Annotated in this window: 11 protein-coding genes and 2 pseudogenes; 6 read left to right on the plus strand and 7 right to left on the minus strand. The window is 65.0% G+C overall.

Features of this window, described 5'->3' with window-relative positions:
- Positions 1-41: 41 nt before the first annotated feature.
- The 3 genes and pseudogenes from ABZX61_RS56490 to ABZX61_RS56500 all read left to right on the plus strand — a co-directional run.
- On the plus strand, positions 42-4622 hold the full coding sequence (locus ABZX61_RS56490) for a DNRLRE domain-containing protein (RefSeq protein ID WP_355209120.1): 4581 nt from the start codon (positions 42-44) through the stop codon (positions 4620-4622).
- 57 nt (positions 4623-4679) lie between these two features.
- Positions 4680-5288 (plus strand): hypothetical protein, encoded by a 609-nt coding sequence (locus ABZX61_RS56495; protein WP_355209123.1) that lies wholly within the window; start codon positions 4680-4682, stop codon positions 5286-5288.
- 166 nt (positions 5289-5454) lie between these two features.
- Positions 5455-5670: pseudogene (locus ABZX61_RS56500) on the plus strand (ISKra4 family transposase); the annotation flags it as partial.
- 42 nt (positions 5671-5712) lie between these two features.
- Here ABZX61_RS56500 and ABZX61_RS56505 read toward each other — a convergent pair.
- The 7 genes and pseudogenes from ABZX61_RS56505 to ABZX61_RS56535 form a co-directional block, all read right to left on the minus strand.
- Complete coding sequence (locus tag ABZX61_RS56505) at positions 5713-6063, minus strand: integrase core domain-containing protein (protein ID WP_355209126.1); 351 nt, start codon at positions 6061-6063, stop codon at positions 5713-5715.
- 37 nt (positions 6064-6100) lie between these two features.
- Positions 6101-6625, minus strand: coding sequence for an integrase core domain-containing protein (locus ABZX61_RS56510; RefSeq protein WP_355209129.1), 525 nt, complete (start codon positions 6623-6625; stop codon positions 6101-6103).
- Between the two features lie 200 nt (positions 6626-6825).
- A complete protein-coding gene (locus tag ABZX61_RS56515) occupies positions 6826-7170 on the minus strand; it encodes a hypothetical protein (protein WP_355209132.1) in 345 nt (114 codons plus the stop codon).
- Positions 7171-7598: 428 nt separating this feature from the next.
- Positions 7599-8318 (minus strand): DUF4429 domain-containing protein, encoded by a 720-nt coding sequence (locus tag ABZX61_RS56520; RefSeq protein WP_192787247.1) that lies wholly within the window; start codon positions 8316-8318, stop codon positions 7599-7601.
- 191 nt (positions 8319-8509) lie between these two features.
- Positions 8510-9733, minus strand: coding sequence for an amidohydrolase (locus tag ABZX61_RS56525; RefSeq protein ID WP_355209135.1), 1224 nt, complete (start codon positions 9731-9733; stop codon positions 8510-8512).
- On the minus strand, positions 9730-11184 hold the full coding sequence (locus ABZX61_RS56530; protein ID WP_355209138.1) for an MFS transporter: 1455 nt from the start codon (positions 11182-11184) through the stop codon (positions 9730-9732). The genes ABZX61_RS56525 and ABZX61_RS56530 overlap by 4 nt, the downstream gene beginning before the upstream one ends.
- A gap of 41 nt (positions 11185-11225) precedes the next feature.
- Positions 11226-11417 (minus strand): annotated as a pseudogene (locus ABZX61_RS56535) (imidazolonepropionase); the annotation flags it as partial.
- A gap of 91 nt (positions 11418-11508) precedes the next feature.
- Here ABZX61_RS56535 and ABZX61_RS56540 point away from each other — a divergent pair.
- The 3 genes from ABZX61_RS56540 to ABZX61_RS56550 all read left to right on the plus strand — a co-directional run bounded on the left by ABZX61_RS56540 (position 11509) and on the right by ABZX61_RS56550 (position 15283).
- Positions 11509-12564 carry an Lrp/AsnC family transcriptional regulator gene (locus ABZX61_RS56540; protein ID WP_355209141.1) on the plus strand — a complete coding sequence of 352 codons (1056 nt, stop codon included), beginning with the start codon at positions 11509-11511 and terminating at the stop codon, positions 12562-12564.
- A 51-nt stretch (positions 12565-12615) separates the two neighbouring features.
- A complete protein-coding gene (locus tag ABZX61_RS56545) occupies positions 12616-14013 on the plus strand; it encodes an L-serine ammonia-lyase (RefSeq protein WP_355209144.1) in 1398 nt (465 codons plus the stop codon).
- Positions 14014-14077: 64 nt separating this feature from the next.
- Positions 14078-15283, plus strand: coding sequence for an amidohydrolase family protein (locus tag ABZX61_RS56550; RefSeq protein WP_355209147.1), 1206 nt, complete (start codon positions 14078-14080; stop codon positions 15281-15283).
- Positions 15284-15308 lie beyond the last annotated feature (25 nt).

Here is a 15308-nt window from a genome sequence, read left to right on the forward strand (position 1 = left end):
TGATGATCATTCCGTTTTGTCCGGTTATTGAAGGGTTGTGAGTGAAGAAACACCGCAATGCATCAGGTTTATCCATCCGGACGCGCCACCGAGCCGCTCTGATCGCCGCCTTTTCGCTGCCCCTCTCGTTGATGACGGCACCGGCGATCGCTCAGGACCTCACGCCACCCCCAACGCCGTCTGCCCCCTACAAGGTCACGGAAGCTGCCCCCAGCACGCCGGCTGCCGCAGCAATGGCTCAGGCCAAGGAGGGCAATAAGCGCGTCGAGATCGAGACGCTGCGCTCGGAGACCGGCACCTACTACGCCAACCCCGACGGTAAGACTCTCACTGCCGAGGTGGCCAGCGCCCCAGTCCGGGTGAAGAGGAACGGCGACTGGCAGTCGATCGATCCGACCTTGATCGAAGAGAACGGCGTTCTGCGGCCCAGAGCCACCAAGGGTGACATCACTTTGTCCCTCGGGGGCGACACGACCGCCGTGGCCTACAGCGGCGAGAAGGGCAAGGGGAGCGTCTCCGTCCCGGACGTGCTGCCGAAGCCGGTGGTTAAGGGCAACACCGCAACCTACCCCGACGTCTACGGCACCGGCGCCGACCTCGTCATCAGCGCCCACCCGGAAGGCTTCCGGCACGAAATCGTGCTGCGGCAACGCCCCACCAAGGAGCTCAAACTTCGCATCCCGCTCGGCCTACCCAAGGGGCTCAAGCTGGGCAAGGGCAGCGACAAAACGCCAAGGGTGCTGGACAGCAAGGGCAAGGAGATCGCCGACCTGTCCTCCACACTCGTACTGGACGCCACCGAGATGCGCGAACCCGCCACCGGGCGCATGAGCCAGGCCAAGACCAGCCTGGACGGCGACGGCGCTCTGGTACTCAAGCCCGACGCGGACTTCCTGGCCGACCCGGCCGTCACCTACCCGGTCACGCTGGCCGCGCCGCTGGAGGACTGGGTCGGAACGGGAATCGCCGGCGACACCTTCGTCAGCCACAGCTACCCCAGCAGCGCCAGCAACAAGGGCCTCAACCGAATCATCGTCGGCCGCTCCAACAGCGGCACGGTCACCTGGCGCGGCTACATCCGCTTCAACATCAAGGGCACGCCGCTGGAAGGCGGCACCGTCGACAACGCCGACCTGCGGCTGTGGAACTACGACACAAACGACTGCAGCGACACCGCCACCGCCGGCATCGTCGTCCGCCGCATCACCAAACCCTGGGACATCAACACGATGACCTACGGTAGCGGACAACCCGACGTCACGCCCAACGGCCAGAGCGGCGAGAAGGGCGCCTACGGGGTGGACTGCCCCGAAGGCGAAGGCGAGATATGGCACACCATAGAGAGCATCACACAGGAATGGATGAACGGCGCCGACGACTACGGCGTCCAACTGTCCTCCGCCAGCGAAAGTGTGCCCACCAACTGGCGCTGGTACCGCTCCGACGAATACGGCGGCTACGACACCTACCCCTTTACTCCCCGCGGCCCCGTCCTCATCATCAAGTACACGCCCAAACCGGTAGAGCCTCTAGGCGCCGTGGCCTGGACCGATCCTGACGAGCCAGGCATAGAAACGCGGGAAGACATCGAGCGGATCAACGCTGACCCGGACAGCGTCGGTGCCACGGATACTGAGCCTGCGGTGCCGTCGATCACGGACAGAGAGGCGATCGAGGCAAGAGAGGAATCGCCTCAGGACACCATCGACGTATCGGTCGAAGACGCTGCTCAGGACGACCCCGAAGCAGACGAGCCAGGACCTGCCCCCAACCCGGACAGCACGGCTCCGATGGTCCTCTATACCGATCCGCGCACGGGCGCTGAAGGCATCTACACCGATTCCGCGGTTCAGGTGACTTTCAGCGAGGGGGTGACTGGTGCGGCGGTGACGTTGACGAGTCCTTCGGGGGAGGTCGTCGCCGGCACCACCACGATGGGAGAGGCCGACAGCCTTCTCGTCTTCAAGCCTACTCAGAACTTGAGCGAGAACACGGTCTATTCGGCCACCGTGAAGGATGCCGCAGACACTTCCGGCAACACGATGACGACCCCTTACACATGGTCGTTCACCACAGGCGGTGCGGCACCGGCGGAGACCACGGTCACCCTGCCCCTGCAGACTGACCTGTTCATCAACGATGATCTGTACGGCGATGATCAGGGAGACTCGCTGTGGGTGGGCCGGTACGACGACGGTGACGATACGTCCTGGCACGAAGAAGCATATCTGAAATTCGATGCCGGCCAGCTCGCAGGGAAGACTGTCACCGAGGCCAAACTCCAACTCTGGAACAGCGGAACGTACGGATGCGGTGATGAGGCGTCAGCGATCGCCGTGCGCCGTGTCACCGGAAACTGGAGCGCCACCACTATAGATTGGAATACCCGTCCTTCCTCGACCGATGAAGGGCAGGCCTTGGCCGATGATGGCGAGGAATGCGAGAAGTACGATTCTCAGTGGGAGTGGCCGGCAACGGACATAGTCCGGGCGTGGGCCTCCGGCCAGCCCAACCACGGCCTCGTGCTACGCGGGACGGATCAGTCGGCCGATGCTCCCTTGTACGATCGTGGGTTCCACTCGTCGGAGTCGTCGGTAGACGCTTCCCGACGCCCCACTCTGGTCGTGACCTACACGGGCCAGGGCAGCCCTCCCCCAGGGGACGACACGCTGCCGCCATCAGTCGTTGAGGTGACGCCGGAGGACGGCGCCGAGGGCGTGCCGTTCGACACAGCGATATCCGTACGGTTCAGTGAACCGGTATCGCACGCGTCGCTGCTGTTGCGCGAGGTCATCTTCGAGGAGGATGTGCCAGGCACCGCCACCCTCAGCGATGACAGAACGGTGCTCACGTTCGAGCTCTCCCAACCCTTGGACGGGTTCTACTACGAGGCCACCGTCTCCGGAGTCGAGGACGACGCCGGAAACTCGATGCCCGACTACATGTGGTCGTGGTACACACAGGACTGGACCAGCGCCGCCGGCAAGGCGAAGTCAGCGAGCGCGGCACCGGTAGTGAAGCAGCCTCGCGTTCGTGCGGCCGTCACCTCAGAGGCTACGACTCCCTCTTTGCTGGTGAACGTAGACGGCCCGCAGCGCCTCGCATCGTCGGTGACCTTCGAGGTTGCTCAACCACCTGCTGGTTCGTTCGGCGCTCGCAACACCATCTGGTCCACGACCGTTGACCGAGTGGCCGCGGGGCAGATCGCAAGCGTGCGAGTGCCCGCTGACAAGCTCATGCCGAATCGCGTCGTGCACTGGCGCGCCCGCGCCGAGACGGCAGGAGCGGAAGGATTCTGGTCGGACTGGCAGACGTTGACCACCCCGGCAGCTCTGCGCGCGCGGGAATCGGCGTCGGGAACCAGCGCCGCGGCGTTGTGGCCGCCCGCGGAAAATGTGCCGAAGAAGGCATCTCAAATCTTCGAACGGCTCACACCTGCGAAGTGCGCCGAGCGTAAAGCGCTCTCCGGCCGGGGAATCGGGTGGATCTCGAACCACTTCTCCTGGTGTCAGATGGGAGTCATCACAGCTACCTACGACTACGGTATGCAGTTCGAAAGATACAAGGCCGATGTGATACTGATTGGGTACACGTTCAACGGTAAGGGGGACCGCAAGAAGCAAGGTGAGACGTCACGCGATCTGGTGGTGGAGGCTTATCTCTATAACCAGGAGGTGCGCGGCACCCCGGTCGGTGCGAGGACCATGGTCCTCAACATGGACATCGGGAACCGCCCGTACTGCGAGAACGTCACATCCTGGAACGGCAATACCGTCTCGAATCGCCAGTCGCGTCTGATCAGCTCATGGGCGGTAAACGGGCGAGCGACGTTCCGCTTCAAATGCGATCCGCTCAAGGCGGCAAGCAAGCGCGAGATCAAGTGGAACGAGGCGAACAGCCAGGGAAACACTTACGAGCAGATCGACAACGATGATCGTGTCTCCTACGGCACCTTCCGGGCGTGGGCTGAATTCCCCAACTGGCCTGGCACCACGTACAGATACGTGATGGCCAACAAGGACGTGCAGGGATTCAAGGGAAATACCATCCGCTGCGACAACGCGTCGGGCACCAGATACTCGACCGGCGGATGTATCTTCTATCTCACGCGGGCAGCGGTGCAGTGGAAGTTCACGGCGCAGGCCAAGGACCGGGTCCTGTACATGAAGCAGGCATACTTGCATTACTGGAATGCCTGCTCGGACGCGGACGGTGAAACGTATCCGGATAATCCCGACAAGATAATCAGCGGTTGCGACGTCCCGGGATCGGGGCGACCCCTTGACAAACAATACATACAGCGAGTATCCGCAACGGAGACGGAGAGCAATCACAACAAGACGACCCCTATATGCAAATCTATATTCGGCACGGCATATCCGGGCCAGGGGAAGGAGTGTGATGAGTTCCCCTTCGCCTCGACCCGTGAGCGCACCAACGGCCCCAACACCGGCAATTGGTCGTTCTGCCCCATCGCGGCCCAGCAGAACGGCGATGCCGGTACCGCCCTTCAGGAGTTCTATCAGAAGGATCGCGTCATCCTCGGAGACGAGTTCACCAACAGATTCGCCGAGACCGATATAGAGGCCCTCTCGAGGGAGAACCTGTGTGGCGGCCCCTAGACCGTCGCATATAGGTGATGATAGGGTGCGGAATGCCGCATTCCGCACCCTATTCGTGTGAGATCACCCTTGAATGTTCGTGAAGTTATTGAGCATTACGACTCTGTTCTGACAGTGGATGAGTGGATTCTCTGGAACCCTGTGACCTGGATGGTGGCCGAGCCGTTCGGCGGCCCATGGTCGCTTCAGGAGATCGGAAACAAGGTGTCGGGCGAGCACGACTTCCACGTGGAAGGCATACATGTCAAGGAGGGAATGGAAGACGAGGACAATCCTCATCTGTTCATCGACTTCCAGGGGGATGCCTTCTTCCTGTTCGACACCTACGACATCACCGATCGGCATGGACGACTGCAACGCCTTCTGGGGGACGACTCGCTCGTCTGGAGCGTGCATTTTGCGGGGCCGGCGCGGTACACGTTCAATTATCTGGTCAACGGGCAAACCCAGATGAGCACAAACGACATTCTTCGTGAAGATACACTTGGCGTGGGTGTGCCGTTGGCGGATGACATCGAAGAACTTCGTGTCGCCTGGCGGGCGCAGCCCGGTAAGTATTTGAGCTCGGCAGCGCTCACCATCATGTCCACGGCGAGCGGCGTCACGCTCTCGAGTGAGTGGCTTGACAGCGTTCAGCGGACATTGGTGACGGAGAATTTCCCCTAAGCGCCTATCCAGAAATTCTCCGCGTAACGGGGTATCGGATCATCCGCCCGCGGCACCGGCCGCCGAGGACTGGGCCGCCGGTCACGCTCTGGCCCTGCTGGCCGGGCACACCGGCCACGTCATCACGGCGCTGACAGGCCAGGTCATCACCACGGCCGCCCACCGCCGCGAGGGCATCGACGCGTGCATCCGCTTCCTCACCTACAACCTTGAGTACCTGCGCTACGACCAGGCGCTGGAGGCGGGCTGGCCGATCGTGACAGGCGTGATCGAAGGCGCCTGCCGCCATCTGATCGCCGACAGATTCGACCTCGCCGGGGCACCCTGGGGCCTGGCCGGAGCCGAAGCCGTCCTGAAACTCCGCGCCCTGATCGCCAACGGTCATGTGCCGTTCGAATATTGAGTTATGGGTCCTGAGCTGCGGTTAAGCGGCGTGGTGGTATTCGCTGATCATGCTGGCAGCGACGGGTTTTCGGCGGACGATCCGCTGGTCGTTGAGGTCGGTCACGTCGTGAGCGGGCTGCGCTGCGATGTCCGGGGGACGTTGCTGCCGGGACTGGTGCGGCCGGTGCCGGTTGTAGTGGATCAGGTACTCCTGGAGCACGCGGGCCAGGTGGCGTTCATTGAGGATCAGAATCCGCTCCAGAAGTTCACGGCGCAGCGTGCCGATGACGCGCTCGCAGATGGCGTTCATCCTCGGCGTCCGCGGCAGCGTAGTGATGATCGGCAGCCCTTCAGCTGTGAAGACCCTGAAGGGTGTCAAAACTGGGCCCAAGGCCTTGACCTGCTCTTTCTTAACTGCATCCAGTTGGTCAGCTGGCTCGCTGGTATTCGTTGATCAGCCCGTCGAGGATTTGGCGGCGCTCGATCCGGCCCAGCGACAGCGGGATCACGTCGGAGTCGTCGTCGTTGGGAGGTCGGAGGCCGAGGGAGCGGTGCGGGCGGTGCCGATTGTAGTGATCGGTGTATTCGGCCAGCACGGTGCGAAGGTGTCGTTCGCCGAAGATCAGCAGTCGGTCGGTGCACTCCGTGCGTGCGGTGCGTACCCATCGCTCGGCGAACGCGTTCGCGCGAGGCGACCGTGGCGGGATCTTCAGCACGTCAATGCCGTCGCCTGCGAACACCTCATCAAAGCTGTCAGTGAACTTCGCGTCCCGATCCCGAATCAAGGACCGGAACGTCGCTGCCCGGTCCTTAAGATCGGCGAGAAGGTTTCGGGCTTGCTGGGCAACCCATGCGCTATCAGGGCGGGCGGTCACGCCGAGCACGTGCACGAATCGGGTGCCGACCTCCACCACGAAGAAGACGTACAACCAGCGCAGCGTGACGGTGTCCACCGTGAAGAAGTCACACGCCAGCGTGCTCGCGGCATGGGCGCGGAGGAAATCGCGCCAGCGGTCGTCGGCCCGTCGCGGCGCCGGACCCAGGCCGCTCGTTTCAGGATGCGGCGGATCGTCGCACCACTCACCTGGTGGCCCAGATGCCGCAGTTCGCCGCGGATGCGCTCGTAGCCCCAGCGCGGATTCTCCCGCGCCAACTACTGGATCAACGCCACGACCGCCGGATCGGTCGCAGGCCGTCCCATCCCTCGGTTCGGGTAGGTCCAGTGACGCGCGATCAGACGTCGGTGCCAGCGCAGCAGCGTCCCCGGCGTCACCAACCGGTGGGCACGTAGCGTCGCCGGCAGTGCCCGGGCCAGTGCGGACATGATCGCTCGATCCGCCCACGACAGCCTCGGACGGTCTACCCGGCGGCGCAGCACCGCGACCTCGTGACGTAGCACGAGGATCTCCAAGGTCTTGGACGCGTCGCTACGGGGCAGCAGCGTCAGCCAGCTGACTACTATGCGGCAGAAGATCATGTAGAAGAGACGGAATGCCACGAGCCTCGAGCATGCCCGACTTCGCCCACTGCTTCGGTCAGGGGGCCTGGACAGACCCGCAGCTCACAACCGTGCACGGAGTATTGACACCCTTCAAGCGGTGGGTCGGCAGCGTACGACGCGAGTTACTCGACCGGATCCTCATCCTGAACGAACGCCACCTGCGCACGATCAGGCAAAGGCAACCAGCCGCCAACCTGGCAGAAGATCGTATCGACAAGACACAGCGCCACGAGTACCCAGCATGCCCGATACCGACACCGCTTCGACTAAGGATGCGAGAACATCACCGCAGGTCACAGCCATGAATCGAGTATTGACATCCTCGCCCATACTCAGCAGCTCAGACCGATGACGGGATATTGGCACCCCACGGCCTTGGGTTCCAAGGCGCTAAGGTGCGCAAAAGTCACATATGGGACAGCAGCTCAGTCGTCCGCCGCGACCTGTTCGATCATGAAAGCTTGTACGGCGGCCAGCACGGCGGCGGCGAAGGGCAGGGAGTGATGCGTGGCTCCCCAGCCAATGCCGAACACCACGGAGGCGGGATCGTTGTTGGGGTTGGAGGGGGCCTGCTGCCCACGGATGCGCAGCCGCAACGACCCGCGAGCCTCCTCCAGTGCGTTCCACTCGACGCCCTCGATCTCGGTGATCGGGTAACGCCGGTCGCCTGCCGTGAACTTGGCCGGCGAAGCTCCAGACGAGAACCAGGTGAAGGTGACAGCCTGCCCGTCGAAGGCGGCCTCACCGTCCCATGCCTTGAAGCTACGCGGCACCGAGGGGCCGGCGATCAAGAACCGCTCAGCCGGACCGCGCTCGGACAGGGCCGCGCGCATCTCGTCGGCATACTGGTCGGCCAGCCTCTTCGTGGCGGCGGGCAGCACCAGCCGGTACGGATCGAGCGACTCCTGGAGCTGCCCCGTTGCCGCGGACATGACCGGATCGGCTTCCTCCCGGGGAACCACCCGCAATACCACCCTGCCGCGTGCACCGGGCTCCATCAAGACATCGGCCAGCGCTTCGTACGGCACGAACCGCTCACCGAGCTCCATGCTCAGCTTCGACGCCTTACCCGGCTCAGGCGTAATGCGCAGCCCCTCGTCCTCGAACTCCCACGCGCAACCTCGCCCTTTCAGTACGTCACCCATGCAAGCAGGATAGGTGCTCGACAGTGGCGGCTGCGCGGACGTGCGGCCACCGTGATGAGCCGGCTGGGCCCGCGCACGTCGCTGGCCGCCGCGTTCGGCTCCGTCCCTTACCGGCTGGAATCACCACTTCTCAAACACGCCCGACCTCCGATGACCGCGGTACCGGTGATGACGGTCGGGGCCTTCCCGACTCACGTCCCGGTGGGCTCGAGACCCGCGCGCAACGCCTCATGTGAGAGTTGACCGAGGTGAGGTCCCGTGACGACGTCGACGACGGTGAGAGCCATCGCCAGGGCGCCGTCGATGGCGGCGCGTTCCGCAGCCGGGCCTGTCGCGTCTGCGGCGAACTCGGGGGTGTGTGGCGAGGACGTACTCCCGAGGACCGCGATAAGAGGGTGAATCGATGGCACCACGTGCGACACATTTCCCATGTCGGTGGACCCAGCCGCGGGGCGCGGCCGTTCGCGTATTTTGCGGCCGAGCGATGCAAGGCTGCGGTCCCATGCGGCTGCCAGGATCGGATCCTGCCGCATATCGGCGTATGTCGGCTCCGCTTCATCCCAGCTCCATGTGCATCCCGCCGCCGTCGCTCCTCCCTCGAAGCAGGTGAGAATTCGTCGTCGTGTCTCTTGCAGGTCCTCAAGGGTGTCGGCCCGAACCTCGACACGCACGGCGGCCGCGGCGGGGATGACATTGGTCGTCTGCCCGCCCTCGGAAACGAACGCGTTGGCGCGAACGCCGTCGGGGAGATGCTGGCGGAGCAGACCGAGGGCGACGAGTGCGATTGTCGCCGCGTTTGAGGCGTTGTCGCTGGTCGGAGTGGGCCCGCCCGCATGTCCCGGCCGGCCTTGGAACATGATGTGCAATCGGCACACGGCCTGCGTGCGGACATCGAGGCAGCGGACGTCCTCGCCGAGAGCACCGTGCACCATCAGGGAGAACGTGACGTCGTCCCACGCGCCCGCGTCCAGCATGATCGCCTTTCCGCCGCCGTGCTCCTCCGCGGGGGTGCCGAGCAGCTTGATACGGAGGCCGATTCGATCGGCGACAGCCGTCAGTGCGATGACCGCGCCGACGGCTGCCGCGCCGATGATGTTGTGACCACACGCGTGACCGATGCCGGGGAGCGCGTCGTACTCGGCGCAGATCGCCACGGTCACGTCGCCGCTCCCATAGGTTGCCTCGACCGCGGTGTCGAGTCCGTACGCGCCGATCGCGACGTCGAAGCCCGCCGCCTCGAGCTCTCGCGCGACGAGGGTCGACGCGTGGCGCTCCTGGAAGGCGATCTCGGGAACTCGGTGTATCTCTCGGCTGAGTGCGATCGCAGACTCCTCCCATTCCGTCCGGGAGGCGAGGATTGCCTCCCGGACAGAGCTGGACGATTCTGGACTGGAAGGGCGTTCTGCGATGGTCATCTTTCCTCGATCGGTTCGGCGGTGGATGTCTCGTCGGTGTCCGGTTCTCTCGCCACGCGCATCCGCAGGGCGAGGGTGGAGAGCGCCAGGGAGATCGCCAGGCAGATCCCCCAGACGGCGAAGAACGACAGGGGCGTCGAACTCACTGCGGTCGATCCTTCGACGCTCCGCGTGGTGACGAAGAGAGACATCACCAGCGCGAAGATGGCGCCCGCGGCCGCGCCCGCCGCAGTGCGCGCGGTGTTGAACAACGCCGAGGCGATGCCCACGGAATCGGCGGGTGCGTTGCGCACCACGATCGAGGGGAGGACGGCGAGGAGGACACCGGCGGAAAGACCGCCCAAGGCCATCCAAGCGATGAACATCGCCGCCGATCCGGAGAAGATGATCATGATGGCGAAGCTCGCCCCCGCGACGACGCCGGCCAGCGCGACGGCTCTCGGCGGGGCGACCCACCGTGCAAGGCGTTCGCCGAGCAGCGTCCCGGCGAACGCGGCGATCGCGTAGAGCACGATGATGGCACCGGCAGCGGCCGGGGGCAGACCGAGTCCGTATCCCTCCCGGGTCGGATCGCTGAGAAGCCAGAGGAAGCTCGCGGTTTGCCCGCCGTAGGTCTGCGCTCCGAAGAGGGCGGATACGACGATCGGCAAGCCGATGCCGCTCTTCGCCAGCATTGACAGATCGACCAGGGGGTTCTCCACCCGGCGCTCCACGAACACCCAGAGCGTGAGCACGGCGACGCCGCCGAGCACCAGAGAGAGGGTCCTCGCCTCGAGCCAGCCCCAGGCGCCGCCGTTCGAAATTCCCGTGAGGGTGGCGAGGAGACCGGCCGTGAGCAGGATCGCGCCCGCCCAGTCGATGCGGCCTTTCTTGCGTACGGTCGTCTCGGGCACGAGGAAGATCACCACCGGAACGCACAGGGCGATGAAGATCGCGGGGAACAGCAGGACCACGTTCAGGTTCTGCGTCGAGGCGTACAGCAGGCCAGAGGCGAGCGAGCCGACAGCTGCGCCAAGAGTGAGGGCACCGACCAGGACGCCGATGTTCCTGCTTGCCGACTTCGCGTCGCGGGAGCGGACGATCGCGAACTCGAGCGGCAGGAAAGCCGCAAGCGGCGCCTGAAGCGCGCGACCGAGAAGGAACAGCTCGAAGGTCGGCGCGAGAGCGACGACCAGCGAGCCGACGGCAACGAGTGCTGCCGCAGCGACGAGGAGCCGCTTGTGACCGAACATGTCTCCGAGCTTCGCCAGGATCGGGACGCACGCGACCGTGACCAGCATGTACATCGCGTTGACCCAGTTGAGGGAACTCGCACTGATGGAGAACTGCTGCCCGATCGCGGCGAGCAGAGGCGAGAACCACCCCTGCAGCATGCCGCTCCCCAGCTCCATGACGACCAGGAAGCCCACGACGCCAAACGGCGATCGGGAGCGGAGGGCGAATCGCATCATCAATGACTCCAATGTCAGCACGGACGTAGACGCTTCATCTCACGCAGGCGCTCGCGCGCGCCGTCGCGCAGGTTCACGGGTCGGTGCCGCACGTCACGGTGACGGTGGAGCCGATGCCGCCACCGGCCGGGGTGATCGCGCCCGGCGTCGCGGTTGCCCGTGTAGACGGAGTGGGTGCGGACGTCGATCAGGCTCGGCGTGACGAGCGCACCGCCGAGGTTCTCCAAGTCCTCGCGGTGACCGTATCGCCGAGACCATGATCAGGTGATTTCCGGCCGGTTATGTGCTGATAGTCGTACGCTGACGGCACTAAAGTGACGGTTTATGGATGAAGAAGACATAAATCCGCAGATTCGCGGCCTGGATGAGATCGACCGGCGACTGATCCACGCGCTTCAGATCCACCCTCGGGCGCGATGGGCGGCGATCGCACCCATCGTGGGGGTGGATCCGGTGACTCTTTCCCGCCGCTGGGAACGCTTGTCCGGCGACGGCCTTGCCTGGATCACCGGGCATCCGGGGGCTGACGCTCGCGGACCTTCCGCGATCCTCGAAGTGGAATCCCACCCTGGTTCGACCCTTGAGATCGCTCGGGCACTGGCGGCCGATCGGGAGGCGTTCACCGTCGACCTCACAGCAGGCGGCCGCGACATGCTGGTCATCGTGGGCGCCAAGAGCCTGGACGCCCTCGGCGAGTACGTCATGACCCGGATGAGCCGGCTTGAGGGCGTCCGCACGACGCGGACACATCTCCTCTCCTCGCCGTTCACCGACGCGGGTCAGTGGCGACTCCGCTCGCTGAGCGCCGCCGAGGTCGCCGCGGTCAAACGCACGGTCTCGGCTGACACGCCCGCACCCGCGCGCATCGACCCCCAACTTGAGCGTGAACTTCTGAAACTGCTCGGTGTGAACGGGCGTGTGACCATCGCCTCGATGGCGAGGGTTCTGGATGTCAGTGAGCGGCGCGTGCGGGAGACCATGGCCGCGCTGGCGAGCAGCGGCCGCCTGGTGGTTCGTCTCGACCTCGCGCGGGCGCACTCCGGCTGGCCCGTGCACGCATGGTATTTCCTGCGGGTCCCTGCCAGGTTGACCGCTCGGGCGGGGGCAGCCCTCGCCGGCATCAGCGAGATCCGCCTCGCCGTCTCGACTATCGGCCCGTCCAATCTCGTCCTCTCCGTCTGGATGAAAACGCTGGCGGACGTTCAGAGGCTCGAGGTGGCGATCGAAGAGAACATCCCGGAAGTGGCTATCGCGGATCGATCGTTGGTGCTGCGGACGCTCAAGAAGGAGGGCCGCCACCTCGACGCGAACGGGAATGCAACCGGCGATTTTGTGCCGCTTCCGATGTCTTCCCCACGTACGGGAGCGCCTCTGCGATAGAAACCTGCATCGCATGGATCGGGACCGCCATGGTGCGTACGGTCGCCATTTATGACTGTCTCGGAGCCAACTGTCGGCGTGTTCGACCTTTTCAAGATCGGTATCGGCCCTTCGAGTTCGCACACGGTGGGCCCCATGAGAGCCGCTGCCGAGTTCGTCGATCGCCTCGCGGGCGAGACGATCATCGATCGGGTGGACAAGGTACGCGTGGAGATCTTCGGTTCCCTCGCCGCGACCGGTGCCGGACATGGCACATTCAGTGCCGTGCTCCTCGGGCTGGAGGGAGTCCGGCCCGATGCGGCGACCCCAGCGGAGGTCACTGCAAAGCTCGCCGTGATCGAGGACACGGGGTCTGTCGCTCTCGGCGACCGTCATCGCATCCGCTGCCGCGTCGAAGACTTCGTCCTCCGCCCGCTGACGGTCCGCGCCCGGCACAGCAACGCGCTGTCCTTCACCGCGTTCGACTCCACCGGCGCGGAGCTTGCCACGGATACGTACTACTCGATTGGTGGCGGCTTCGTCGTGCGGGAGGGTGACGAGGAAAATGCTGGACCTCCGGCGGCGCGTCGGCCCTTTCCGTTCCGCACCGCGGCCGAGTTGCTCACCGTCTGCGAGGAGACCGGGTTCAGCATCGCTGAGGTAATGATGGCGAACGAACGGGTCCTGCGCTCGGAAACCGACATTCGGCACTTACTGCGAGGTCTGTGGGAGGTCATGGAGTCGTGTGTCCGCTCGTCGATCGCCCGCGACGGCATTCTGCCTGGCGGCCTTGGCGTACGCCGCCGCGCCGGGGAATGGGCCGCCCGTCTCGCCGCGGAAGACCCCGACCACGCCAACGGGTACTGGCAGCAACGAGTCAACCTCGTCGCCCTCGCCGTGAACGAGGAGAACGCGAGCGGCGGACGTATCGTCACGGCGCCTACGAATGGCGCCGCGGGCATCATCCCCGCCGTGCTGTACTACGCCTTGCACAACACGCCGGCCAGCCGATCCACGACCACCAGCGAAGACGACATCGTCCAACGGTTCCTGCTTACCGCCGCGGCGATCGGCACCCTCTACAAGGCGAACGCGTCCATCTCCGGCGCAGAGGTCGGCTGCCAGGGCGAGGTCGGCTCCGCCTCGTCGATGGCCGCCGCCGGCCTCGCCGAGATCCTCGGCGGCACGCCCCAGCAGGTCGAGAACGCCGCCGAGATCGCCATGGAACACAATCTCGGCCTCACCTGCGACCCTATCGGCGGACTCGTCCAGATCCCGTGCATCGAACGCAACGCCATCGCCGCAGCCAAAGCCATCAACGCCGCGAACATGGCGCTCTGGGGGGACGGCGAACACCACGTCTCCCTCGACCAGGTCATCGCGACCATGCGGGAGACCGGCGCGGATATGAGCGACAAATACAAGGAAACCGCCCGCGGCGGCCTCGCCGTCAACGTCGTCGAATGCTGATCGGCGCCCCATGCGCCCAGCCGGATCAGTCCAGGAGAAGCGAGCCCGCATGCACTCTCGTACCGTGTTCAAGAACGGCGTCGTCTTCGACGGCACGTCCGTCTCCGACGCCGATGTCGCCGTGGCCGGTGACCGCGTCGTCGCGATAGGCGTGGACCTGGATGGTGACGAGGTCATCGACTGCACCGGAATGTCGATCGTCCCGGGCTTGTTCGACTGTCACGTCCACGTGATGGCGCGCGATCTCAACGTCGCGCGCACCGAACAGCAAGCCTTCTCGCTTCAGTACTTCGAAGCCGGTCGCAATCTGTCCCTGCTACTGGACCAGGGCATCACCTCCGCGCGAGACGCTGCGGGGGCGGACCTCGGCGTCAAGCAGGCGATCGAGCGCAAGCTCATCGAGGGGCCGCGGCTGCAGATCGCCATCGTGATGCTGTCACAGACCGGAGGGCACAGCGATCTGCATCTCTCATCGGGCGGAGAACGCTCGGTGCCGATGATGCTCGAGCATCCTGGCCGACCACGCTCGATCGTCGATGGCGTGGACGGCCCCGGCGGCGTCCGGCGTGGCGTCCGGGAGGTCCTGCGCGCCGGCGCCGACGTGATCAAGATCGCTACGACTGGCGGGGTCATGTCGCCGGGAGACGATCCTCGGCATTCACACTTCCGTGACGACGAGCTCGCAGCCATCGTGGCGGAGGCTACGGCAGCCGAAACCTACGTCTTCGCTCACGCGCAGGGGACCGAGGGGATCAAAGCGGCATTGCGTCACGGGGTTCGCTCGATCGAGCACGGCTACTATCTCGACGACGAGGCGGTCGCCCTCATGCTGAAGAACGAGGCCTGGCTGGTCCCCACGCTCTCGGCGACGCGCGCCATCATCGACGCGGCGGCAAGCGGGGTACCGATACCGGCCGAAAGTCTCGCACTCGCCCAAGAGGCGCTCGAGGCTCACCGCGCGAGCTTCGCGCTGGCGGTCGACGCCGGCGTGAAGGTCGCAATGGGAACGGATACCCCGCCGTACTGGAGCCCGTCCGCCAGCAACCTGGACGAGCTGGGACTCATGACCGAGGCGTCCTCCATGTCGGCGATCGAGGCGTGGCGAGCCGCGACGTCGAGCGCGGCGAAGCTGCTCGGGCACGACGATCTCGGCGTCATCGAGCCGGGCGGGCTGGCTGACATCGTCGTCGTGGACGGCGACCTGCTCGATCTTCGAGGCATTCGAGGCCGGATCCGTCAGGTGTGGCTCGCGGGTGTTCGCGTCCGCTGAGAGCTCGTTCAGGGAACGGATCCCC

This window comes from Nonomuraea sp. NPDC003709, assembly GCF_040610775.1.
GTDB classification, from domain to species: Bacteria; Actinomycetota; Actinomycetes; order Streptosporangiales; family Streptosporangiaceae; genus Nonomuraea; species Nonomuraea angiospora_A.

Bases quoted from the DNA above. Each gene is read 5' to 3' on its own strand.
- ABZX61_RS56545 (WP_355209144.1), top strand. From the start codon at position 12,616: ATGACTGTCTCGGAGCCAACTGTCGGCGTGTTCGACCTTTTCAAGATC.
- ABZX61_RS56520 (WP_192787247.1), bottom strand. From the start codon at position 8,318: ATGGGTGACGTACTGAAAGGGCGAGGTTGCGCGTGGGAGTTCGAGGAC.
- ABZX61_RS56540 (WP_355209141.1), top strand. From the start codon at position 11,509: ATGGATGAAGAAGACATAAATCCGCAGATTCGCGGCCTGGATGAGATC.
- ABZX61_RS56530 (WP_355209138.1), bottom strand. From the start codon at position 11,184: ATGATGCGATTCGCCCTCCGCTCCCGATCGCCGTTTGGCGTCGTGGGC.
- ABZX61_RS56525 (WP_355209135.1), bottom strand. From the start codon at position 9,733: ATGACCATCGCAGAACGCCCTTCCAGTCCAGAATCGTCCAGCTCTGTC.